Origin of the sequence: Nocardiopsis deserti (assembly GCF_008638355.1) — a bacterium.
Classification (GTDB): domain Bacteria; phylum Actinomycetota; class Actinomycetes; order Streptosporangiales; family Streptosporangiaceae; genus Nocardiopsis; species Nocardiopsis alborubida.
This window is the reverse complement of record NZ_ML703347.1, coordinates 230,536-252,893: the sequence shown is the minus strand read 5'-3', so window position 1 is coordinate 252,893 and position 22,358 is coordinate 230,536. Positions and strand designations below refer to the sequence as shown.

The following is a 22,358-nucleotide window of genomic DNA, read 5'->3' as shown; positions in this document are numbered from 1 at the left end:
CTCTCGGACGGTGAACGGCCCCCAGCCTCGCCTCCGTGCCCGTGCGAGCACATCGACCGAACGGTCGACGCCCGGACCCGTCCTCCTCGTACCTTCGGCCGAGGCCCACCGCGTCCGCGAGGCCTACGCTGGTCGCCATGGCCATGAACAGGATGTTCGCGGTGCTCGGCGGTCCCCGGGTCGGCGGCGCGCTGTCCCGGCTCGCGCCGTGGGCCGTGGCGTGCGTGCTCGTGGCGGCGTGGGGCCTGGACCTGCTGCGCGTTCACGGCAACTTCTCCGTCCCCGGCTGGATGGGCCCCCCGCACTCCGCCATGGACTACGCGCCGGTGGTCTCCGGCGGGGTGGTCTGCGCGCTCGCCCTGCTCGCTCTGCGCCCCGCCTCGGGCGCGGCTCCGACCACGGTGGCCGGTGCGGCGGCCGCGGCCGCGGTGCTGGCGGCCTCGGCGGTGCTGTGGCCGCTGCCCATGGGGGTGTTCGGATACGCCTTCGCGAGCTCGGAGGTCAGCGGGCTGCTGGTGCTGCTCATGCTGGCCGGACTGCGCTGCCGCCCCTGGCAGATCGGCGTCGTGGCACTGTGCTCGTTCGTGGCCGCCCTCTCGGACCACCTGCGCGAACCGACCCCCTACTACGAGAGCCTGGTCACCACGTCGCTGTTGCTGGTGACCGCGGGTCTGGCTCCGGGGCTGTACCTGCGGTGGCGGGAGGCGCAGCGGCGCTCCCACGTGGAACAGGCCCGGTCCCAGGAGCGGCTGGCGATCGCCCGCGACCTGCACGACGTCGTGGCGCACGAGGTGACCGGAATCGTCGTCCAGGCGCAGGCGCTGCGCCACATCGCCGACCGCGACCCCGGCGCGGTGCGGACCGCGCTGCCCGAGATCGAGGCGGCGGGGGCGCGCGCCCTGGAGTCCATGCGCGGGATGGTCTCGCGTCTGCGGGAACCGGGTGACGTGCCGCTGGCCCCGGACACCGCCGCGGGGCTGGCCCGGCTGGCGACACCGGCGGCCGACGGCCGCCCGGAGGTGGCGGTGCGGTGCGGCGGCCCCGTGGACTCCCTGCCGCCGACCGCCGGAACGGCGGTGCTGCGGATCGCCCAGGAGTCGGTCACCAACGCGCTGCGGCACGCCCGCGGTGCCACCCTGGTGGAGGTGTCGGTGGAGGCCGGGCCGGAGGAGGTCGCGGTGCGGGTGGGCGACGACGGCCAGGGGGCCGCGGGGGCGACCGGGGGCGGGTTCGGCCTGGTCGGCATGGCGGAGCGGGTGCGCCTGCTCGGCGGTGCGTTCTCGGCGGGTCCCCGGGACCGGGGCTGGGAGGTGGCGGCGCGGCTGCCGCTGGACCGGGTGGGCGACGGCCCGGGGCAGCGTTCGACGGTCAGGGAGCAGGGGTGACGGTGATGCGGGGGGCCCAGGAGGCCGGAGGGGAGCGTGCGGTGGAGGCCGGAGGCGAGCGGGCGGTGTCCTGGAACGGCACGGCGCCGATCCGGGTGCTGCTGGCGGACGACCAGGCCATGGTGCGGACCGGGTTCCGGTACATGCTGGCGGCCGAGGACGGCGTCGAGGTGGTGGGAGAGGCCGGTGACGGTCTGGAGGCGGTCCGGCTGGCGCGGGAGCTGCGCCCGGACGTGGTGCTCATGGACATCCGGATGCCGGGGGTGGACGGCCTGGAGGCCACTCGGCGGCTGGCCGGCCCGGGGGTGGCCGACCCGCTCCGGGTGGTCGTGGTGACCACGTTCGACCTGGACGAGTACGTGCACGCGGCGCTCACCGGAGGGGCGGTCGGGTTCCTGCTCAAGGACGCCGGACCGGCCCTGCTGGTGGAGGCGGTGCGGGCCGCAGCCAGGGGCGACGCCCTGGTCTCCCCGAGGGTCACCGTGCGGCTGCTGCGGCACTTCGCGGCGGCGCCCCGGTCCGCGCCGCGGGACTGCGGGCTGACCGTGCGGGAGCTGGACATCGTGCGCGCGGTGGCGCGGGGGCTGACCAACACCGAGGTGGCCGGGGAGCTGTTCGTCACCGTGAGCACGGTCAAGACGCACCTGGCGAGCGTGCAGGCCAAGCTGGGGGCGCGCAACCGCGTGGAGGTGGCGGCCTGGGCCTACCGCAACGGGCACGCGGAGTAGGCGCGCGGCCCCCTGCGGGCGGCGCCGGTGCGCCGCGCGGTGGCGCGACGGCAGGAGCGGGAATCGCTCGGCGGCGGAACGCGGCCCCCGCGCGCCGCGCCGCTCCTGTGCCGCTTCCGGCGGGAGCCAGCCGTCTCCAGCCGCCCGCGGGCGGCGCCCGTCCACAGCCTCCAGCCGCCCCTACCGCCGCTGGCCCCGATGCGGTTTCCTGGAATACGGGGGGTCCCCGGGGGCGCCCGGCTTCCGGCTGCCCTCTACCAGTTGGCGGGGGCGTAGTCCTTCAGGAAGCACCCGTGCAGGTCCTCGCCCAGCTCGCCCCGCACGATGGGGTCGTACACGCGCGCGGCCCCGTCCTCCAGGTCCAGGGGCGCGTGGAACCCGGCCTCGGCCAGCCGCTCCTTGTCCGGGTGCGGCCGCTCGTCCGTGATCCACCCGGTGTCCACGCTGGTCACCAGGATGCCGTCGGACTCCAGCATCTCCTGGGCGCTGGTGCGGGTGAGCATGTTGAGCGCGGCCTTGGCCATGTTGGTGTGGGGGTGCCCCGGTCCCTTGTAGCCGCGGCCGAACACCCCCTCCATCGCCGACACGTTGACGATGTAGGTGCGGCGCGCCGGGGAGGCGGCCAGGGCGGGGCGCAGCCGGTCCACCAGCAGGAACGGCGCGCTCACGTTGCACAGCTGCACCTCCAGCATCTCGACGGGGTCGACCTCGCCGATCCGCCGCGTCCAGCTGTTCACCGGGTCCAGGTCGGGCACCAGCCCTCCGGCGTCGATCGCCGTCCCGGTGCGCACCCGCTCCATCGACGCGGATCCCGTGGTCAGGGCCAGGGACGTGAGCATGGCCGGGGTGAGCGCGTGGGTCGCCGGAGCGTCCTGCTCCGGGCCGGTGCGCCCCTCCAGGGAGCGCGGGCGCACACCGCCCAGCACCAGCGGCTCGGGCAGGCCCTCACCCGTGAGCGGCTCGGCCTCGGCGTCGACCAGGGGCCCGTAGGAGCCGGGAGAGCGGCGCACCGTCTGGGCCGCGTTGTTGATGAGGATGTCCAGCGGCCCCTGTTCGGCGACCGCGTCGGCCAGCCGCAGCACCTGGGCGGGGTCGCGCAGATCGATGCCCACCACCCGCAGCCGGTGCAGCCACTCGCCGCTGTCGGGCATCGCGGCGAACCGGCGCACGGCGTCGTTGGGGAACCGCGTGGTGACGGTGGTGTGCGCGCCGTCCCTCAGCAGCCGGAGGGCGATGTACATGCCGATCTTGGCGCGTCCGCCGGTGAGCAGGGCCCTGCGCCCGGTCAGGTCGGTGCGGGCGGCCCGGCGCTCCCTGTTGAACGCGGCGCACGCGGGGCACAGCTGGTGGTAGAAGGAGTCGACCTCCCGGTACCTCTCCTTGCAGATGTAACAGGGCCGGGGCCTGCTCAGCACGCCCGCGAGGGCGCCGCCGCTGCCGCTGGTGAGGGCGCGGCCGTTGGTCTCGTCGTCGACGCGGTCCGGCGCGGCGGTGGCGGTGGCCGCGAACACGGCGCTGTCGTGGGCCCGTTGGGCGGCCTGGCGCTCCTTGCGGCGCCGCTCCTTGACGTTCTTGAACAGGCCGGCGGTCGCGCGCTGGAGGGCGACCGAGTCCGGGTGGTCGCTGGGCAGCTCACCGGCGCGGGCGATCACGTCCAGGCACGCGGCCAGCCGGTCGGGGTCGATCCGCTCCGCCGGGTGCTCCAGTTCCTCCGGCCGTGCCCGCGTACCCGTGTCCGTCATCGTCTCCGTCACCGCTCCACCGCCGCGCCGCGGTCGTCGCGGCCGGCCTCCCGTTTCCTGTGTCCGGTGGCTCCCGACTCGGGGCCATCAGGAACTGTATGCGCACCCCCGGACCGCGCGGAGCACGGCCCGGGAGAGCCGGTGCGCGTCAGGCGGAAGTGACGGGTGAGTATGGGAGGGAAGACCGACACCGTGTGAGAAGTACGGATACGCGTGTGACGTAAGAACGAGGGACGGCCGCGCGCGGAGCGCGGGTCCCGGAAGCGGGGGGTAGGAGCCGTGACCCAGCACAAGGCCGCCGCGAGCGCGGAAGGCGGTTCCGGGGGCGAACTCGTGGTGCTGCTCGACGAGGAGCACCAGCGCGTGGGCGTCGCCGACAAGGCCACCGTGCACACCCGGGACACCCCGCTGCACCTGGCGTTCTCCTGCTACGTCCTGGACGCGGACGGTCGGGTGCTGGTCACCCGCCGGGCCCTGGGCAAGACCACCTGGCCGGGGGTGTGGACGAACAGCTGCTGCGGCCACCCCGGCCCGGACGAGGCCTTGGACGCGGCCGTGCGCCGCCGGGTGGGCCAGGAGCTGGGGATGCGCGTCAGCGGGGTGCGGCCCGCGCTGCCCGACTTCCGGTACCGGGCGGTGTCGGCCGAGGGGATCGTGGAGAACGAGTTCTGCCCGGTCTTCTGGGCTCGTGCGGAGGAGGGCCCGGACCCGGACCCGTCGGAGGTGGCCGAGTACGCGTGGACGGAGTGGGCGGACCTGGTGGCGGTCGCCGAGCGGACACCGTGGCTGCTGAGCCCGTGGGCGGTGGAGCAGATCCCCCGCCTGGACGCGCTCTGAGCGGTCGCTCCCCACGGGCGGGAGCGGCCTGGGGCCGGGAACGACCTGGGGCGTCGCGCGACGGAAGCGGGGGCAGGCGTGCGCCGGGCGTCCGGTCGCAGGGGCGGTGAGCGCGCGGGAGGCGTCGTCGTGGGCGCCCGGGAGGCGCGAAGGGCACCGTGCCCGGGTAGGAACGGGGTGGCCGTCCCCGATCCCCTCCCTGGAGCCGCACCCATGTCCGAACGCCCCGCCGGGCGACCGCTCCGCCCGGCCGCCCTCGTCCTCGACGTCCTCGACACCCTCTTCCCCCTCGCCCCCCTGGAGTGGCGGTTCCGTGAGGCCGGAATCCCCCGGGTGCTCATGACCCGCTGGTCGGACCACCTGCTGCGCGACTCGTTCGCCCTGGCCCTGGTGGGCGGCGACGGCGCCGACCGCTCCTTCGGGGACGTGGTCCGGGGCGCGCTGCGCGACATCACCGGTCACCAGATCGCCCCCTCCGCCGAGGACGTCATCGTCGAAGGTCTGGCCGAACTCGACCCCCGGCCCGAGGCGGCCGCCGCACTGCGCGCCGCGCGCGGGGCCGGGCTGCCCGTCGCGGTCCTGGGCAACCACGACGACGCGCTGCCCCGGAGGCTGCTGGAGCGCGCCGGTCTGCTCCACCTGGTGGGGGACGTGCTGGCCGCCCGCACCGCCGGGGAGTGGAAGCCCGCGCCGGGCGCCTACCGGGCCGCCGCGCGGTCCCTGGGGATCGCCCCGGAGCGGCTGGCCCTGGTCACCGCGCACGGATGGGACGCCGCCGGGGCGCGCAACGCGGGGCTGGTGACCGGCTGGTCCTCCCACCTGGAGGGGCGCTTCCCGTCGCTCTTCGCCCCGCCGGACGTCTCGGGCCGCGACCTCGCCCAGACGGTGGAGGGACTCCTGGCCCTGCCCTCCGGACGCCCCTGAGCGGGAGCACCGCGAAGCGGGGCGGCATCCCTCCGATCAGGGGTGACGGGCGTCAGGGGTGACGGGCGGTGTCGCGGCGGGGCTCCTCCGCGTGCTGCCGGCCGTTCAGCTCGGCATGGCCGTCTCCACCGGCGCCAGCAGAGGCGCTCCGTCGGTGTACTCGCAGGTGATGTCGACCTCGATTCCGACACCTCCTTGGGCGGTGGTGGTCACGCAGGTCCGGCCGTGCTCGTCGGTGAACGTGACGATCTCGACACGGTCCCCGGTGGATTCAGGGTCGGGATCGATCCGCGGCTGCCGTGAGTCCGGACCCGGCTCCACCCCTTCGGGCGGATAGTCGCAGTCGATGCTCGTCTCGTCGACGGCGCCGGTGCCCAGCTTGATCGCGACGAGTGTGCAGGCCCGCCCGTGCGCGTCGGTGATGGTGAGCATCTCCACCCACTCCCAGGCCTCGTCCGGGCTCGGATCGTTGAGGGGGCGCCGGTTCTCCTCGACGCGGTCGTGTTCGGAGGGAGGGGTCTCGCAGTCCGTGCTGCTCTCGGTCTCGTCGCCCGCGTCCACAGAGCCGCTGTGGTTACCGCGGGACATGACGACCACCGAGGTACAGGCGGCTCCGGTGGTCTCGGTGAAACTCACGATGTCAACGGTTTCGGTCGGGGGACCCGAACACGCGGTCACCGCGACGAGCAGGGCCAGGGCTGGAAGCGAAGGAGGGAGGCGTCGAGGGAGGTTGCGCATGTTCCACCTTGTCGTGGTCGTGTCGCTCACCGTCTCTGACGCGCGCGGGACGCACCGGGTTTCGCCGGATACGGCCGCGGGGAGCGCCGGGCGTCGGCGCGGTTCAGTCGAGGTAGATCTCGATGCCGAGGATGAGCAGGCCGAGGAAGGCCGCCGAGAGCAGTCCCACCAACACCTGCAGGGCCACCCGGAGCACGACCCGGCCGACCGTCGAACGTTCGGTCGCGTCCTGGCGTACCGCCTCGTGGCGGTGCCGGATCTCCTGGCGGGCCTCGTCGGGGCCGTGCGCGGTCACCAACCGTTCGGCGAAGCCGCGCAGGCCGTCCAGCGCCGCGCGGCCCTGGGAGCTGACGAGCCAGGCGAGGCCGTCGGACTCCCTGGCCGACTCCGCCAGCTCGGCCCTGTAGATCTCGGACTCCTGCTTCAGGACGCCCACACTCTCCTGGAGCTCCTCCTTCTGCGCGCGAAGCTCCTGGAGGTCGTCCCTCGCCTCCTCCAGCCGGTCGTGCGCCTCCTCCAGGGCACGGGCCAGGCGCCTGTCCTCGCGGGTGCTGAGCATCTCCACGCCGACATGCGCCGACAGGATCACCAGGCCGAGGACGATCATCCACACACGCTGGTACCAGACCGATCCTTCGAGCGTGCCGATGTAGTCGCCGGACAGCCCGAGCATCGCCGCGGTCCCCAGGATCCATGTCCGGACGCCGACACGGTACCGAGCCAGGAAGCGGAGGAACGCCATGGGATTCCCTTCGGACGGGCCTGGGACATCGGGGGCGGCGTTCGCCGGGAACGAACGCGCTCTCCTGGTTGACGGCGCGGGGGAGGCGGGGGTTCCGGGCACGCTCCCCCACGGCGACGGTGTTCTCGCAGAGTTCACGCCGGCCCGCCCGGCCGGTGCGTCGGCCGGGCGATGACTGCCGGAGGCCCTCGGGACGCTCCTTGCGCCCTCCGCACCGCTCATGGCCTGTTCGTCCGCCGAACGGTCCCCGGTGCCGGGCCCGCTCCGAGGCGCCGGGTCTCAGGTGAGGTAGAACGGCCCCGGGCGGTCCTCGTGGGCGTAGCCGATCCGGTCGAGGATGCGCTGGGGCATGTCCGGCAGGGCCTCGGGCGGGAACCAGCGCACGTCCAGGCTCTCGTCGCCGCTGGCGTCGGGCGCCCCGCCCACGGGGCGGCAGCGGAAGGCCAGGTCGAGGAACTGCACGCGGTCGCCGTTGGGGTAGGTGAAGGGCTCCTGGGCGACCACGCTGGTGAGCCGCTCCACCTCGACCTCCACGCCGGTCTCCTCACGCACCTCGCGGACCACTGCCCGGGCGGGTTCCTCCTCCGGCTCCAGGATGCCGCCGGGCGTGGACCAGCGGCCGTCGTCCGCGCGCCGGTGCAGGAGGACCTCGCCCTCCTGGCTGATCACCACCGCCGTCACCCCGACGAGGGGGAGGAGGCCGTGGCCGACGTGGCTGCGGAGCGCGAGGAGGAAGTCAGGAACGGGCATGGGCCCGAGGGTAGTCCTGGGACGTGTCCCGCGGGTACGCACCCTGCTGCGCGACGCCCGCGGAACGCGCCCTGGCTGTACTGACCTGAGAGGTCAGCCCCGCTGCCGGGCGGCGCGGAGTTCGGCGTACTCCTCGTCCAGGATCGACATCAGCACCGCGTCGTGCCACTCGCCGTCCCAGCGCAGGGACTCGCGCCAGACGCCCTCCCGGACGAAGCCCGACCGGGCGTAGGACCTCTGCGCGCGGGTGTTGAACGCGAACACCTCCAGGGCGACCCGGTGCAGCCCGGCCACGGTGAAGGCGTACTCCAGCACCAGGTCCGTGGCCTCGGTGCCGTAGCCCCTGCCGGTGACGGACGTTCCGTCGAGCGCGATCCGGTAGCCGGCGCTGGCGTTGTCCGGGTCGAGGTCGATCAGCGCGCACTCGCCCACGGGCGCGCCGCCCTCCCCCTCGAAGACGACCCAGTCGGCGCGGTCGTGGTGGTCGGGCCGCGTCGCGGCCCAGCGCACCAGCTCGTCCCTGGTGAACTCCCGGTGGGTGCCGGTGAGGCGGCGCACCTCGGGGTCCATGTTCAGGACGGACTCGATGAAGTACTCACCGGTCCTGGCGTCGAGCGGTTCGAGGCGGATCCTCTCACCGGTGAGGACGGGCTGGTCGCGGAAGACGTCGGCAGGCACCATGCCCGGGATCCCACCAGAGGGGTCGGCCGGGCGCAACGGCTTTTGCGGCCCGGCCTCCCCGCGCCGGTCCCCGTCCCCGGCCCCAGCCCCGGCTTCCCGGGCCCGCGACCGCCTCCCCGGCCACACCCGCCTCCTCCGCCGCTTCCATTCCCCCAGCCACACCCTCATCCCCCAGCCACACCCTGTCGGGGTAGCGTTCCCGCCCACACCGCTCCCTCCCTGTACGATCCGGGCACGGTGTGCCGTGTCGGGCAGGACGAGGGGGACCAGGTGTCGGTCGGTTCGGGAACGGTGAGCTTCCAGACGGTCCGGGAGACCAACCTGGGCGTCGTGCTGCGCACGGTCCGCGAGCTGGCCCCCTGCTCGCGCGCGGCGGTCGCCGCGGCCACCGGGCTGAACAAGACCACGGTGTCCAGTCTGGTCTCCGACCTCATGTCCCGCAGGCTGGTCCGCGAGACCGGGCGCTCCTCCCGGCAGCGGGTGGGGCGCCCCGGGGTGCTGCTGGACCTGGACGACTCCTCGATCGCGGCGATCGGCCTGGAGGTCAACGTGGACTACCTGTCGGTGGTCGCCGTGGACCTGCTCCAGCGCGAACTGGTCAGCCGCCACGTCCCCTTCGACGCCCGGTCGGCCGGTGCGGAGGCGTGCGCGCGGCACATCGCGCGCACCCTCGGCGCGACGGTGGCCGACCCGGCGCTGCGCGGGCGCACCGTGGTGGGCGTGAGCGTGGCGGTGCCGGCGCTGATCGACGCCCCCTCGGGGACCGTCACGCACGCGCCCAACCTGGGCTGGCGCGACGTGCCGCTGCGCGACCGGCTGTCGGAGCTGCTGCGCGAGGCCGGGGTGGAGGGCGTCCCGGTGCGGGTGGACAACGACGCGAACCTGGGCGCGGTGGCCGAGTACCGGGTCGGGTCGTTCGCGGGGACGGCCGACCTCGCGTACCTGACCGGCGAGGTCGGGATCGGTGCGGGCATCCTGACCGGGGGCGAGCTGCTGCGCGGCGTCAGCGGGTTCGCGGGCGAGGTGGGCCACCTCTCGCTGGCCCCGGACGGGCCGGTGTGCGCGTGCGGGCGCCGCGGCTGCCTGGAGGCGCTGGCGGGGATCGGGGCCATCCTGCACGGGGCCGTCCCCGACCGGTTCCCGGACCACCCGCTGTCGGGCAGCGACGTCGCCCAGCTGGTGGGGGCGGCCGTGGAACGCGCCGAGGCGGGCGACGACGCCGCCGTCGGCGCGCTGGAGCGGGCGGGCACGTGGCTGGGCCGGGGCCTGGCCGTGCTGATCAACGTCACCAACCCGAGCCTGGTGGTGCTGGGCGGCTACTTCGTGCCCCTGGGCCCGTGGCTGCTGCCGAACTGCCGGGCGGAGGCGGCCGCGAGCGCGTTCGCGCCGGAGGCGGGCGGCTGCCGGGTGGAGCTGTCGTCCCTGGGGCTGAGCGCGGCGGCCCGGGGCGGGGCCACCGCGATGATCCACTCGCTCGACGCGGGACTGCTGCCCCTGCCCGGTCCCGTCGCCCCGGGTTCCGGCCCCGCGTCCGCAGCCGCGTCCGCCGAGGAGTCGACGGCGGAGCCCGCGGCCGGGCACGCGGCGGAGCATGCGGCCGGGCACGCGGTGGAGCCCGCCGAACGCCCGGCGACGGACGCGGCGCAGCCGAACGGAAGCACTGCGGACACCGCCTGACACTCGACCGGAAGCGTTACCGGTGTGCCTCCTGAGGCTCGCTGATTCGGTGATCTTGCTACTGGTGCCACTGTCGGCGTCGACAGTGGCACCAGTAGCAAGATCACGCCTGAGGGGGACCGCTGAGCCCATGGAGGCGCGGACACATAGTGGACAACACATATATCCGCGCTATCCTCTATCCATGTCCCTACGACACGCCATCCTCGGACTCCTGTCCATCAAGCCGATGAGCGGCTACGACCTGAAGAAGGTGATCGACGAGAGCGTCGGGCACTTCTGGACGGCGGACCAGTCGCAGATCTACCGGACGCTCACCGGCCTGGTGGAGGAGGGGCTGGCCTCCCGCCGCACCGTGGTACAGGAGGAGCGCCCCAACCTGCACCTGCACAGCGTCACCGGCCCCGGGCTGGCCGAACTGGACCGCTGGCTCGCCTCTCCCCTGCGCACCCCGCCGACCCGGGACCCCTTCCTGGCGCGGCTGTTCTTCGCGGACAGGATGCGGACGCAGGACATCCGGGAACTGCTGGACACCCGCAGGCGTGAGGTGGGCGGGGAGCTGGCGGCGCTGGAGGCGATCGCCGTCCCGGCGCGGGCCGCCGGAGTCGGGCAGGCGCTCCGCCTGGCCACGCTCTCCTACGGCATCACCCTGGCCAGGGCGGAGCTGGACTGGCTCGACGCCACCGAACGGCAGCTGGAGGAGTACACATCGTGAGTGCGCGGATCTCGGCCCGGCTCGACAGGATCGCGGCGCGCTACGCCGCCAGGCCGGGGGTGTCGCTGATGAGCTTCTCCGTGGAGCAGCCCTCCACCGGGTTCGCCTGGAGCCACGGCGACACCAGGCGGCCGTACTTCGTCGCCAGCATCACCAAGCTGTACACCGTCGCGATGGTCATGCAGCTGCGCGACGAGGGCGCCCTGACCCTCGACACACGCGTCGCGGACCTACTCGGCGCGGACACGATGCGCGGGCTGAACACGCACGGGGGCCGCGACCACGGTGCGGCGATCACGGTGCGCGAACTGCTGACGCAGACGTCCGGGATCCCCGACTACTTCGAGCAGAAGCGCCCCGACGGCACCACGTTCCTGGACGACATGCTCCGCGAGGACGCCGCCTGGACCTTCGAGGACTTCCTCGACATGGCCAGGGCCATGCCGAGCCGGTTCGCCCCCTCGGCCCCGGGCAGGGCGCACTACTGCGACACCAACTACCAGTTGCTCGGGCGCGTCATCGAGGTGGCCACGTCCGGCGACTACGACCGGGCCCTGCGCGACCGGGTCCTCGCACCGCTCGGTCTGCACGACACCTGGCTGTTCACCCCGCACACGCTGGACCGCTACGACGAGGTCGCCGCGCTCCTGCACGGCCGCACCCGGCTGCGCGTGCCCAGGACGATCGCCTCGTTCCCGCCCGACGGCGCGGTGGTCTCGACCCCGGCCGACCAGCTGCGGCTCCTGCGCGCCTTCGTCGGGGGCGAGCTGTTCCCCGTGCGGTACCTGGCCGAGATGACCGCGCGCTGGAACCCGGTGTTCTCACGCATGGTCCCCATCGACTACGGCATCGGGATCATGCGGTTCAGGCTCCCGCGCTGGATGACGCCGTTCGCGCCCGCCCCGGAGATGATCGGCCACTCCGGGGCCTTCGGCAACGTGCTCTACCACGTCCCGGAACACGGCCTCCACGTGTCCGGCACCGTCAACCAGATGCTCCCCCGCAGCCTGCCGCACAACATCCTGGCCCAGCTGGTGGCCCAGTTCCGGTGAGCCTCCCCCGAGCCCCGTGGCGCCTGGTCCTCGCGGCTCCGGGAGCGCACGGCGTCCCTGGATCCGGGTGTCGCCCCCGACCGTTGGAACCCCAGCGGCCCGGGACCGGCCCGCCCGAGCGTTCGGGCGGGCCGATCCCAGGCCGTTCCCGGACCGTTCCCAGGCCGTTCCCGGACCGGGGTCGGCCCGGGGCCGGTCAGTCCGCGTCCGGAGCCGGAGCACCGCCGGTCAGGACCAGGTCGGCCACCGCCGTGCCCGGCCGGTCGAAGACCAGGTACAGGTCACGGATCCCCCCGGCTCCCCTCGCGTCCTCGAAGGCCGCGCTGACCCCGGTGAAGTCGTAGCCGTCCTTGCCCGCCGGGACGTCGGCCACCGCGGCGGTCGGCCCGTCCTCGGGGTCGTCCAGGCGGATCCGGAGCGTGCAGGCGTGCTCGGCGTTCACCGTGAGGCGGCACCCGGTGACCCCGTCGCCGAGGTCCACGTCGTGGAAGGCCGCCCACGCGCCGCCCTCCCGGGAACGCACCGCGTCGCCCCGCTCGGGGGTGAGCGGGCACAGGGACGTGCCCCGGGCGTCGTCGTAGCCCGCGGCCGACCACGGCGTGCGCGCGTCGCGGGGCGGGATGGTCTCCCCGGGCACGTCCAGGGCCGCGGTGGCGCGGATGTCGGTCGCCGAACGCCCGACCAGCACCTGGCGCGGCGCGTCCTCCACCACGAAGCGGTCGCGGGTGGTGTCCCACAGCGCGAGCCGGTCCACGTCGAAGGACACCGTGGCGACCGCGCTGCGGCCCGGCTCCACGCGCACCCGGGCGAACCCGCGCAGCGCGCGCAGCGGCGTGCGCACCCGCGAGGCCAGCTGACGGGTGTAGACCTGCACCACCTCGTCGGCGGGCCGCGTGCCCGTGTTGGCGACCATGACGGTGACGGTGACCCGGCCTCCGTCCACGCCGACCACCGGGGCCGCGTACTCCACCTGCGTGTAGCCGAGGCCGTGCCCGAAGGGGTAGAGCGGCTCGCCCTCGAAGTACAGGTAGGTGCCGCGCGCGCCGACGATGTCGTAGTCGAGCATCCCGGGCAGGTCGTCGGCGGAGCGGTACCAGGTCTGCGGCAGCCGCCCGGAGGGCTCGGCGTCGCCGAAGAGCACGTCGGCCAGCGCGTGGCCGTACTCCTGTCCGCCGTGCGCCGACCACAGGACGGCCGGAACGTGCTCGTCGGCCCAGGTGATCCCGAACGGGCAACCGCTGCTGAGCACCAGGACCGTGGCGGGGTTGGCCGCGCGCACGGCGCGCAGCACCCGCTCCTGGGCTGCGGGCAGGTCCAGGTCGGTGCGGTCCTCGGTCTCGCGCCCGTTGACCATGGGATGGTCGCCCAGGACAACGACCGCGACGTCGGCGGCGGAGGCCACCCGCGCGGCCTCCCCGGCTCCCGAGCCGATCCCGTCCACGGTGAACGGGGCGGCCGGGTCCCCGTCCTCCGCCAGGACGAGGAGACCGTCCCGCACGGCGACGCCGCGACCGCTGTGGACGTGCGTGAGCCGCAGGAGGCCGTCCTCCTCCGCCAGGCGGAAGGTCTGGGTGACCTCCCAGGTACCGGGGCCGGGAGCGGTGCAGGCCAGGACTCCGTCGGCCCCCGCGTCGACGTACCTTCCGGTGCGCACCGAGCGCAGGGCGCAGGCGCCGCCGCCCCAGTCCAGGAGGTCGAAGCCGGGGTCCTCCACCGGAGCACCCTGTACCGGGAAGCCCTGCACCGGGAGGACCTCGTCCCGCCCGTCTTCCCCGGGTGCGTCCTCGCCCCGCTCACCCCGCACCGCAGCGCCCTCCGCCCGGGCTCCCTCCGCCCCTGCCTCCTCCCTTCGGGCCTCCTCCGTCCGCGCGCGCTCCGTCTCGGGCGCGTGCCGCCGCAGGGTCCCGTCGGCGCCGCGCAGCGAACCGTGCTCGTCGGGGAAGACCGTCCGGAGCGGTCCCCCGTCGCCGGGGTCCACGACGATCCCGCCTCCGAACGTCCCCAGCCGCACGCGGTCGACGCCCTCGCAGAACACCGTCTCCACCCGCTCGGCGATCCCGGCGCGCGCGGTGACGGCGTAGGGCAGCGTCCCGCTGTACCAGTCCTCCAGCACGGTGTCGCCGAGCTGGCCGACGACGGCGACCCGGCGCACGTCGCGCAGCGGGAGCGTGCCCTCGTTGCGGAGCAGGACGATCGAGCGGGTGGCCGCCTCCCGGGCCAGCGCACGGTGCTCGGGGGTGTCGAAGGCTCCCGCGTCCCCGGCCTCACCGTTCGGGCCGTCCCCGGCCAGCAGGTCCCCGCCCGCCCCGCCGGCCCCACCGGTCACGGGGTCGAACTCGCCCAGCCGGATCCGGACCGACAGCACGTTGCGCGCGGCGCGGTCGACGTCGGCCTCGGTGAGCAGCCCCCGGCGCAGCGCCTCGCGCACGTGCCCGAGGGTGGCCTCGGTGCGGTCGTCGTCCTGGGTGAAGCTGTCGAGCCCGGCCCGGATCGCGTGCGCGTAGGCGGTGGGCAGATCGGGGTGGAAGCGCTGGGTCTCCACGAGGTTGGCGGGCGCGTAGGCGTCGCTGACCACCAGCAGGCGGTCGGGCGCGGCCGGGCGCAGCACGTCGGCGATCAGCGGGCTCAGGTGCGCGGGCCGCCCGTTGACCAGGTTGTAGGAGGGCATGACGGCCACGGCCGCCCCCTCGGCCAGGGCGGGCAGGAAGGCCTGGAGCTCGTACTCGCGCAGGACCCTCGGCGGCAGGTCGCTGGAGGTCTCGCAGCGGCCCTCCTCGTTGTTGTAGGCGAGGAAGTGCTTGAGGGTGGGCGCGAGACGCAGCGTGTCGCCGTCACCGGCCAGTCCCCGGGCGTAGGCGGCGGCCAGGACCCCGGTCAGCCACGCGTCCTCGGAGTAGCCCTCCTCGTTGCGGCCCCAGCGGGGGTCGCGCAGCGGGTTGACCACGGGCGCCCAGACGTTGGGCCACGCGCCCGCGCCCCTGCGGGCGAGTACCTCGTCGCCGGTGGCCCGGCCGACGAGGCGGAGCAGGCCGGGGTCCCAGGTACTGGCCAGGCCGACGGCCTGCGGGTAGACGGTGGCCGGTCCGAGCCAGGCCAGCCCGTGCAGGGCCTCGGTGCCGGTCCGGAAGGGGCCGACGCCGAGGCGCTCGACGGGCGCCTGGTGCTGGTGGAGCAGACCGATCCGCTCGTCCGGGGTGAGGCGGGCGAGCAGGTCGTCCACGCGCCGTTCGGACGGCAGGGCCGGGTCCCGGTACGGCGGCAGGTGCGGCTGGAGGGTCATGGGGGGTGTTCGCCTCTCGTGCGCGAGGGTATTGTCCTTCGAAATCGAACCGCTTCGACTTCGATACCTGAGGACCTTGTGTGCCACATCACAGTGGAGTAATTTGTTTGTCTAAACGGCCAACTAATTCATAGCAAAATGGCCCTTCGTTTCCTACCCCCCTGGGCTCCCCGGCCTGCTCAACCGAAGGAACGACGCTATGCGCACCACCCCCCTGCGCCCGATCCCCAGCCGACGCCGCTTCCTCGGCCTGGTGGGCGCCTCCACCGCCGCGGCGCTCACCGCCGGAACGCTCTCCGGCTGCGGCTCGGAGTCGTCCAGCGGCGGAGGGTCCGCCTCCTCCGCCAGTTCGCTGGACGACCTGATCCCCACGCACATCCCGTTCCAGGGAGTCACCCCCGACATCCCGGGACAGCACGGCGCCCCGGACGGGTTCACCGCCTACCCGACGGAGTTCATCCAGGCCGTGCCCGAGGCCCCGGGCAGGGGCGGGCGGTACACCGCGATGACCCCGCTGTGGGGGCCGATCCCGCCCGGGCTGGGCGACAACTCCTTCTTCGACCACGTCAACGGGCGCCTGGGCGCCACGGTGGAGTTCAACTTCCAGGACGGCAACTCGGTCATCGACAAGATGAACGCGGTGATCGCCGGGCGCGACGTCGCCGACATCACGATGATCCCCGACTGGGTCATCAACCTGATCCCGCAGTTCAACCGGGCCGTCGGCGAGCTCTTCGAGGACCTGACGCCGCACCTGGCCGGTGACGCGGCGCAGGCCTACCCCCTGCTGGCCAACCTGGACAGCGACGCCTGGCGCTGGAACGTCTTCAACCAGCAGCTGCACGGGGTGCCCTGGCCCGCCGAGCCCTTCGGCAACTGGGTCCTGTACCGGCGCGACCTCCTGGAGGAGTACGACCTGGCGGCCCCGACCAGCCCCGACGAGCTGTTCGCGATCGGCGAGGAGGTCAACGACCCGGACAACAACCGCTGGGCCTTCGGCGACTTCAACCTCAGCATGCGCCAGGTCTTCGGCGCGCCCAAGCAGTGGCGCTACTCGGGCGGCGAACTCATCCACATGTTCGAGACCGAGGAGTGGAGGGCCAGCATCGAGTACATGCGCAGGGTGTTCGACGCGGGGCTCGTCCACCCCGACATCGTCGCCCAGGGGGACAACTCCAAGGAGCTGCTCAACTCCGGGCAGATCCTCTTCAACCAGGACGGCATCGGCGCCTGGCACGAGGCCTACATGCAGATGCTCGGCGACAACCCCGACTTCCGCCTCGACCTGATGCCGGTCTTCGGCAACGGCGGCGCCGACCCGGTGATGCACCGCAGCGACCCCTCGGCCCAGTCCGTGTTCGTGCGCAAGGGCATGGAACCGGAGCAGGTCGAGGAGATCCTGGGCGTCATCAACTACTGCGCCGCGCCGTTCGGGACGCGGGAGTACATGGACTACCGCTACGGCGAGGCGGGCGTGCACCACGAGCTCAACGACGACGGCGCCCCGCAGCTCACCGACACCGGCAACGCCGAGGTCAACGACGGCTACTACTTCATCAGCGGGCGCCCCCAGGCGATCACCGAGAGCCAGTACCCGGACTTCGTGCCCTGGAAGTGCAACTGGTACAACCACGCCGCCCAGTTCACCGAGGACGACCCGTTCGCGGGCATCCGCATCCAGCGCCCCGAGCGCTTCTCCGGGGCCGAGACCCCGCTGACCGACAGGGTCAACGACATCATCCGTGGCCGCGAGGACCTCGGCGCACTGGACCAGGCCGTCGCGGACTGGCGCCGCGACGGCGGCGACGAGGGGCGCGAGTTCTACATGGGGGTCCTCCAGGAGCACGGCCGTGACTGAACGGACCATGACCAAGGGCGAACCGCCCTCCCCCGCCGCCGCGTCCCGCGGGCGCGGGGGCCGGGGGCGGCCCCCGGCCGTCCCGGACCACCGGGGTGGGTCCGCGTCCCCGGGGCGCAGGCGGGTCCCGTTCGGGGCGAGGCTGCGCCGCGACTGGCAGCTGCTGCTGATGACGCTCCCGGCGATCGGCCTGCTGGCGGTGTTCCACTACACGCCGACCCTGGGCAACATCATCGCCTTCCAGGACTACAACCCCTGGGACGGGGTGTGGGGCAGCCCGTGGGTGGGGCTGGCGCACTTCGAGCGGCTGTTCACCGACCCCCGCTTCTGGAGCGCGGCGGGCAACACGCTGGTCATCGCCGCCGTCCAGCTGGTGTTCTTCTTCCCCATCCCGATCGCCCTGGCCATCCTGCTGGACAGCGTGCTCAGCCCCAGGCTGCGGATGGTGCTCCAGAGCATCGTGTACATGCCGCACTTCTTCTCGTGGGTCCTGGTCGTCACCCTGTTCCAGCAGATCCTGGGCGGCGCCGGGCTGTTCTCGCAGATCCTGCGGCAGAACGGGTACGCACCGCTGGAGGTCATGACCAACCCGGACGCGTTCCTGTTCGTGGTCACCTCCCAGATGATCTGGAAGGACGCCGGGTGGGGCACGATCATCTTCCTGGCGGCACTGGCGGCCGTGAACCAGAACCTCTACGAGTCCGCGGCCGTGGACGGCGCCGGACGCTGGCGGCGGATGTGGCACATCACCCTGCCGGGTCTGCGGCCGGTGATCATCCTGCTGCTCATCCTCAAGATCGGCGACATCCTCAACGTCGGGTTCGAGCAGTTCTACCTCCAGCGCGACGCGTTCGGATCGGGTGTGTCCGAGGTGCTGGACACCTTCATCTACCACCAGACCCTGGTGACGGGGAACTTCAGCGCGGGAGCGGTCGCGGGCCTGGTCAAGGGCATCGTCGGACTGGTCCTCATCGTTCTGGCCAACAAGCTGGCCCACAGGATGGGCGAGAACGGAATCTACCGACGAGCATGAGCACACTGTTCAAGGACCGCCCCGTGTGGGCGGAGCGCCCGAGCCTTCCCGCACGCGCCGCGAAGAACTCCACCCTGGCCGTCATCGCGGTCATCATCCTCTTCCCGCTCTACGTCGTGATCCTGACCAGCCTGTCCCCCGCCTCGGCGGTGAACAGCGCGGGCGGTCTGGTACTGGTCCCGCAGGGGATCTCCTTCCAGGCCTACGCCGACCTGTTCAGCGGCGGCGTGGTGACCCGGGCCGTCCTGGTCAGCCTGGGCGTCACGGCCGTGGGGACACTGGTCAGCCTGGTGGCGACCGTCCTGGCCGCCTACGGGCTGTCCCAGCCCGGATCGCTGTGGCACCGGCCGCTGCTGTTCGCGGTGCTGCTGACCTTCCTGTTCGCGCCCGGCATGATCCCGCTGTACCTGCTGGTCAGCAACGTCGGCCTGATCGACAGCTACTGGTCGCTGATCCTGCCGACGGCGGTGAACGCGTTCAACCTGGTGGTGATGCGGGCGTTCTTCATGAACCTGCCCCAGGAGATCGGCGACAGCGCCCGGGTGGACGGGGCGAGCGAGTGGACCATCATGACCCGGCTGGTCCTGCCCATGTCCAAGGGGGTCACCGCGGTCGTGGGGCTGTTCTACGCGGTGGGCTACTGGAACGCCTTCTTCAACGCCATCCTCTACATCAACGACAACGCCAAGTGGCCGCTCCAGCTGGTGCTGCGCCAGTACGTGCAGCAGGGCCAGCAGCTCAGTTCGAGTTCGGTGATCGGCGACGCGATGCAGGGAGGGACCGCCTCGGCGCCCAACCTGGCCATCCAGATGGCCATCGTGGTGGTGGCCCTCGTGCCGGTCACGTTCGTCTACCCGCTGGTCCAGAAGCACTTCACCAAGGGCGTCATCATCGGCGCCGTGAAGGGCTAGCGCCGCCTCAGGTCCGCCCGCGCCCCCGGGGTTCTCCCTCCTCCTGGAACCCCGGGGGCGCGGGTGTGCCCGGGGTCCGGCGGTTCACCCCTCCTGCCGGAGCAGTTCCCGTGCCACCTCCCCCGGGGAGACGGCCCCTCCCGGCCCTCCTCCTCAGCTTCGGCCGCGAGACGGCCGAGCCACGCGTCCTCGGCTGCCTGCTCCACCGCGAGCAGGCAGAGGCACTCGTCGGAGTCGAGGAGGACGGCGACCCTTCTCCCCCGTTGCGTGATGAGGGTCGGAGTGTGCTTGCGGCAGGCGCGGTCGATGGCGCTGGCGAGGTGTCGTCCCACCTCGGACAGGGTGGCGGTCACCGGCTCCTTCCTACGGCTTGTGTACCGCATGCGGGTCTGCTCCTGGACGGGAACGGCCCGGTGTTCCGAAGGCGTGACACGGCGAAGGGCCGGGAACCGCCCCCGCGGCTCCCGGCCCCGCCGTGTCAGGGCGTCAGCCGCAGGCCTCCCCGTCGAGGGTGAGCCCGGTCGGCTGCGCGGGTTCGCCGTCGACGGTCCCGTTGAAGCCGACCGTCACCGAACTCCCCGGGGCGATCCGGGCGTTCCACCCGGCGTCGGTGACCCGCACGGACGCGCCGTCCTGGGTGTGCGCGCCGTTCCAGAGGCTCGTGACCTCCTCACCGGCCGTGAACTCCCAGCCGACCTCCCAGCCCTCCAGGGCCTCGTCGCCGTCGTTGGTGATCGTCACCCCGGCCTGGAACCCGCCGCTCCAGGTGTTGGTGACGGTGTACTCGACCGCGCAGTCACCGGGTTCGGGCTCGGGGTCCGGGGACGGCTCCGGAGTGGGCTCGGGGTCCGGCGAGGGCTCGGGATCGCCGCCTCCGCCCGCCAGGTCGCCGTAGACGATCCCGCGCCCGTTGGTGCCGACGTAGACCCGGCCGTAGACGTTGGGGTCGCCGGTGATGGTCGCCCCCGTCCAGGCCCACTGGTGCTGGTCGTCGTTGATCCGCACCCAGCTCTCGCCCGCGTCGTCGGAGCGGAAGATCCCGCGCACGCCGTCGATCCTGGAGCTGGTGTACACCGCCGGGTAGTCCGAGCCCGGCGCGGGCGCGCCGAAGCCGACCGCGTCGCCCTCGTCCACGGCCTCGACCTGCTCGAAGGTGGCACCGGAATCCGTGCTCCGCCACATGCCGTAGTGGTCCCCGGTGCCCCCGGCGACCCACACGTCACCGGTGTGGCCGGGCACCGCGCCGAAGCGGATGTTGCCCTCGGCCGGGAGCCCGTCGAAGCCCGCCGTGAAGGTGGCCCCGCCGTCGGTGCTGGTGTAGAACGTGCCGCCGGAGACGGCGTAGAACACGTCCGGGTCCACCCGGTCGGCCTCCACCCGCGCGCCCGCCGGAACACCGGCGGAGGCGGTCCACGACGAGCCCAGGGTGGTGGAGGCGTGCACGCCGGTGCCGTCGGGGCTCCACACGACGGACGAGCCGTCCGCGTTCACCGCGACCGTGCCGCCGCCGGTCACCCCGTCGGGCTCCTGTCCGGCCCACCAGCTGTCGCCGCCGTCGGTGGACAGGCCGATGGCGGCCTCGGCGTCGCTGCCGCCGACCCGCGCGATGGTCGCGGGCTGGAGCTCGGCGAAGTCCAGGCTGGTCCCGTGGCCCCAGTAGGGCTGCTGGTACATCTGGTCGGGGACGGTCTCCAGGTCCTGGTGGGTGAAGCCGCCGACGTCGAGCAGGGCCGAGTGCAGCGGCGCGCCCTCGGGCGGGCTGATCAGGTCGTTGACGGCCGTCTCCTCGATGCCGTGCGCCCTGACCCCGATGTCGAAGGTGGTGCCGGCGTCCCAGTTGGTGAGGTTGTCGCTGCCGTAGATGGTGGCGCCCGTGCCGTACATGAAGCGGTCGGAGTCGAACGGGTCGATCGCCATCGCCTGCGTCATCCAGCCGAGTTTGGGCTGGGTCTCCGGGGGCGTCCCGGTGCCGCCGAAGTCCAGCCAGGGCGCTCCGGAGATGTCCATCTCGTAGCGCGCGGTGCGCTCGGGGTAGGCGCCCCAGTCCCACGCCTGGGTCCAGGTCTGGCCGCGGTCGGTGCTGCGGTAGATCTGGATGTCGGGCCACCAGGAGATCTGGGTGGCGACCATCAGCGTGTCCGGGTCCTGCCGGTCGATGGTCAGTCCGCCGTAGCCGAAGTAGTTGTCCTCGGAGCTGGAGGGGACGGGGCTGATGTTGGTCCACTCCCCCGTCGCCAGGTCCATGCGCCACACGTCGCCGGAGTCGCCGTCGTAGGGGCCGGGGGTGCTGGTGGTGGCCATGTAGAGCTGGCCGCCCTCGTGGTCCACGACCGAGTGCGCGGGCAGGTGCCCCGTGGGCGCGCCGGGGACGGGCTCCCAGGTCCGGCCGCCGTCCTGGCTTCGGTAGACCGGGTCGTCCAGGTCGGCGACGCCGACGTAGACGTCCTGCGTGGCCGAGCCCTCGGACCCGGTTCGGGGGTCGAAGTCCACCCAGGTCACGCCGGTGATGTCGGACATCATGCCGGTCTCGTCGGCCGGGTCCTGGACGTAGTCGCCGGGGTTGGGGAACGCCTCCACCTCCGCCCAGGTGGCGCCGTGGTCGGTGCTGCGCCACAGGCCGTTGCCGCCGCTCGCCCCGAAGTAGACGACGCTGTTGTCGTTGGGGTCCACGGCCAGGCGCTCGCCGAGGCCGCGGCCGGGCATGTTACCGCCGAGCTTGAAGGGCAGCTCGGCGACGTCCCAGGTCTCGCCGCGGTCGTCGGAGCTGAGGATGGCCCCGTTGTTGGGGTCCCAGTCGTTGGTGTAGGTGCCCACGGCCGCGTACACGCGGTCGGGGTCGACGGGGTCGGTGGCGATGCTGACGACGCCCGTGTAGCCCCACTCGTCCCAGCCGACCCAGTCGAGCAGGGGGATCCAGCGTTCGGTGTCCGGGTTCCAGCGATAGGCGCCGCCGATGTCGGTGCGGGCGTAGGCCAGGCCCGGCTCGGTCTCGCTGAAGACGATGCCGGGGACGAAGCCGCCCCCGACGATCTCGACGTTGTCCCACTCGTAGGCGGCCTGCGCCGCGGTCGGCTCGGCGGGAGCGGCTCCGGCCGCGGTGGTGGCGACGACGGTGGAGGCGGCCAGTGCGGTGGCCGCCGCGACGGCGAGTACCGGTAAGCCCCGCCCGCGTCTGGGGGGCCGGTGCTGTTCGGGAGGCATGTGCGGGCTCCTTGGGGGAATCGGGGGGTGAGCCCGCCCCGGGAAATCCGGCCCCGGGGCGGACGCGAATTCCCCATTAGTCTGGATAGCCGACTAACCCCCGG

At 73.2% G+C, this 22,358-nt stretch carries 18 protein-coding genes; 10 read left to right on the top strand and 8 right to left on the bottom strand.

Annotation, left to right across the window (positions count from 1 at the left end; translation table 11 throughout):
* Positions 1 to 137: 137 nt before the first annotated feature.
* Entirely contained in the window at positions 138 to 1,385 is a 1,248-nt protein-coding gene (locus FYW99_RS01100; protein WP_150248964.1) for a sensor histidine kinase, read from the top strand.
* 5 nt (positions 1,386 to 1,390) lie between these two features.
* Positions 1,391 to 2,113: a response regulator gene (locus tag FYW99_RS01095; RefSeq protein WP_150249823.1), complete on the top strand. Its 723-nt coding sequence runs from the start codon at positions 1,391 to 1,393 to the stop codon at positions 2,111 to 2,113.
* 254 nt (positions 2,114 to 2,367) lie between these two features.
* Here the strand turns inward: FYW99_RS01095 and FYW99_RS01090 are convergent, their stop codons facing one another.
* Positions 2,368 to 3,855 carry an SDR family NAD(P)-dependent oxidoreductase gene (locus FYW99_RS01090; RefSeq protein ID WP_150248961.1) on the bottom strand — a complete coding sequence of 496 codons (1,488 nt, stop codon included), beginning with the start codon at positions 3,853 to 3,855 and terminating at the stop codon, positions 2,368 to 2,370.
* A 279-nt stretch (positions 3,856 to 4,134) separates the two neighbouring features.
* Here FYW99_RS01090 and idi point away from each other — a divergent pair, with 279 nt between their 5' ends.
* Together idi and FYW99_RS01080 are read left to right on the top strand one after the other, a co-directional pair.
* Positions 4,135 to 4,692 (top strand): isopentenyl-diphosphate Delta-isomerase, encoded by a 558-nt coding sequence (gene idi, locus FYW99_RS01085; protein ID WP_150248958.1) that lies wholly within the window; start codon positions 4,135 to 4,137, stop codon positions 4,690 to 4,692.
* A gap of 213 nt (positions 4,693 to 4,905) precedes the next feature.
* Entirely contained in the window at positions 4,906 to 5,616 is a 711-nt protein-coding gene (locus tag FYW99_RS01080) for an HAD family hydrolase (RefSeq protein WP_150248955.1), read from the top strand.
* Between the two features lie 105 nt (positions 5,617 to 5,721).
* Here the strand turns inward: FYW99_RS01080 and FYW99_RS01075 are convergent, their stop codons facing one another.
* The 4 genes from FYW99_RS01075 to FYW99_RS01060 form a co-directional block, all read right to left on the bottom strand.
* Positions 5,722 to 6,252: a hypothetical protein gene (locus FYW99_RS01075; RefSeq protein ID WP_150248952.1), complete on the bottom strand. Its 531-nt coding sequence runs from the start codon at positions 6,250 to 6,252 to the stop codon at positions 5,722 to 5,724.
* Positions 6,253 to 6,457: 205 nt separating this feature from the next.
* A complete protein-coding gene (locus FYW99_RS01070) occupies positions 6,458 to 7,096 on the bottom strand; it encodes a hypothetical protein (protein ID WP_150248949.1) in 639 nt (212 codons plus the stop codon).
* A 279-nt stretch (positions 7,097 to 7,375) separates the two neighbouring features.
* Positions 7,376 to 7,846, bottom strand: coding sequence for an NUDIX hydrolase (locus FYW99_RS01065; protein WP_150248944.1), 471 nt, complete (start codon positions 7,844 to 7,846; stop codon positions 7,376 to 7,378).
* Between the two features lie 93 nt (positions 7,847 to 7,939).
* On the bottom strand, positions 7,940 to 8,527 hold the full coding sequence (locus FYW99_RS01060) for a GNAT family N-acetyltransferase (protein ID WP_190394506.1): 588 nt from the start codon (positions 8,525 to 8,527) through the stop codon (positions 7,940 to 7,942).
* A gap of 270 nt (positions 8,528 to 8,797) precedes the next feature.
* On the opposite strand from FYW99_RS01060, the gene FYW99_RS01055 reads away from it, so the two are divergent.
* The 3 genes from FYW99_RS01055 to FYW99_RS01045 all read left to right on the top strand — a co-directional run bounded on the left by FYW99_RS01055 (position 8,798) and on the right by FYW99_RS01045 (position 11,971).
* Positions 8,798 to 10,204, top strand: coding sequence for an ROK family protein (locus FYW99_RS01055; protein WP_150249817.1), 1,407 nt, complete (start codon positions 8,798 to 8,800; stop codon positions 10,202 to 10,204).
* Between the two features lie 184 nt (positions 10,205 to 10,388).
* Positions 10,389 to 10,919, top strand: a complete 531-nt coding sequence (locus FYW99_RS01050) for a PadR family transcriptional regulator (protein WP_150248941.1) — start codon at positions 10,389 to 10,391, stop codon at positions 10,917 to 10,919.
* Entirely contained in the window at positions 10,916 to 11,971 is a 1,056-nt protein-coding gene (locus FYW99_RS01045) for a serine hydrolase domain-containing protein (protein ID WP_150248939.1), read from the top strand. Before FYW99_RS01050 ends, FYW99_RS01045 begins: the two co-directional genes overlap by 4 nt.
* Before the next feature lie 196 nt (positions 11,972 to 12,167).
* Here FYW99_RS01045 and FYW99_RS01040 read toward each other — a convergent pair whose 3' ends face one another.
* Positions 12,168 to 15,251: a glycoside hydrolase family 3 protein gene (locus FYW99_RS01040; RefSeq protein ID WP_150248935.1), complete on the bottom strand. Its 3,084-nt coding sequence runs from the start codon at positions 15,249 to 15,251 to the stop codon at positions 12,168 to 12,170.
* A gap of 199 nt (positions 15,252 to 15,450) precedes the next feature.
* Between FYW99_RS01040 and FYW99_RS01035 the strand changes: the two genes are divergently transcribed.
* From FYW99_RS01035 to FYW99_RS01025, 3 genes are read left to right on the top strand one after another with little or no spacing between them, the layout of a single operon-like run.
* A complete protein-coding gene (locus FYW99_RS01035; RefSeq protein ID WP_150248932.1) occupies positions 15,451 to 17,109 on the top strand; it encodes an extracellular solute-binding protein in 1,659 nt (552 codons plus the stop codon).
* Positions 17,102 to 18,142 carry an ABC transporter permease gene (locus FYW99_RS01030; RefSeq protein WP_150248929.1) on the top strand — a complete coding sequence of 347 codons (1,041 nt, stop codon included), beginning with the start codon at positions 17,102 to 17,104 and terminating at the stop codon, positions 18,140 to 18,142. The genes FYW99_RS01035 and FYW99_RS01030 overlap by 8 nt, the downstream gene beginning before the upstream one ends.
* Positions 18,139 to 19,053 (top strand): carbohydrate ABC transporter permease, encoded by a 915-nt coding sequence (locus FYW99_RS01025; protein WP_150248926.1) that lies wholly within the window; start codon positions 18,139 to 18,141, stop codon positions 19,051 to 19,053. Before FYW99_RS01030 ends, FYW99_RS01025 begins: the two co-directional genes overlap by 4 nt.
* On the opposite strand, the gene FYW99_RS01020 is transcribed toward FYW99_RS01025, so the two are convergent.
* Positions 19,050 to 19,436, bottom strand: a complete 387-nt coding sequence (locus tag FYW99_RS01020) for a type II toxin-antitoxin system Phd/YefM family antitoxin (protein ID WP_223838621.1) — start codon at positions 19,434 to 19,436, stop codon at positions 19,050 to 19,052. The genes FYW99_RS01025 and FYW99_RS01020 overlap by 4 nt on opposite strands.
* A gap of 103 nt (positions 19,437 to 19,539) precedes the next feature.
* A complete protein-coding gene (locus FYW99_RS01015; RefSeq protein WP_150248924.1) occupies positions 19,540 to 22,254 on the bottom strand; it encodes a cellulose binding domain-containing protein in 2,715 nt (904 codons plus the stop codon).
* Positions 22,255 to 22,358: the final 104 nt, after the last annotated feature.

Coding starts and splice junctions, on each gene's coding strand:
- FYW99_RS01100 (WP_150248964.1), top strand. CDS start 138: ATGGCCATGAACAGGATGTTCGCGGTGCTCGGCGGTCCCCGGGTCGGC.
- FYW99_RS01095 (WP_150249823.1), top strand. CDS start 1,391: ATGCGGGGGGCCCAGGAGGCCGGAGGGGAGCGTGCGGTGGAGGCCGGA.
- FYW99_RS01090 (WP_150248961.1), bottom strand. CDS start 3,855: ATGACGGACACGGGTACGCGGGCACGGCCGGAGGAACTGGAGCACCCG.
- FYW99_RS01080 (WP_150248955.1), top strand. CDS start 4,906: ATGTCCGAACGCCCCGCCGGGCGACCGCTCCGCCCGGCCGCCCTCGTC.
- FYW99_RS01070 (WP_150248949.1), bottom strand. CDS start 7,096: ATGGCGTTCCTCCGCTTCCTGGCTCGGTACCGTGTCGGCGTCCGGACA.
- FYW99_RS01065 (WP_150248944.1), bottom strand. CDS start 7,846: ATGCCCGTTCCTGACTTCCTCCTCGCGCTCCGCAGCCACGTCGGCCAC.
- FYW99_RS01060 (WP_190394506.1), bottom strand. CDS start 8,527: ATGGTGCCTGCCGACGTCTTCCGCGACCAGCCCGTCCTCACCGGTGAG.
- FYW99_RS01050 (WP_150248941.1), top strand. CDS start 10,389: ATGTCCCTACGACACGCCATCCTCGGACTCCTGTCCATCAAGCCGATG.
- FYW99_RS01040 (WP_150248935.1), bottom strand. CDS start 15,251: ATGACCCTCCAGCCGCACCTGCCGCCGTACCGGGACCCGGCCCTGCCG.
- FYW99_RS01035 (WP_150248932.1), top strand. CDS start 15,451: ATGCGCACCACCCCCCTGCGCCCGATCCCCAGCCGACGCCGCTTCCTC.
- FYW99_RS01025 (WP_150248926.1), top strand. CDS start 18,139: ATGAGCACACTGTTCAAGGACCGCCCCGTGTGGGCGGAGCGCCCGAGC.
- FYW99_RS01020 (WP_223838621.1), bottom strand. CDS start 19,436: ATGCGGTACACAAGCCGTAGGAAGGAGCCGGTGACCGCCACCCTGTCC.
- FYW99_RS01015 (WP_150248924.1), bottom strand. CDS start 22,254: ATGCCTCCCGAACAGCACCGGCCCCCCAGACGCGGGCGGGGCTTACCG.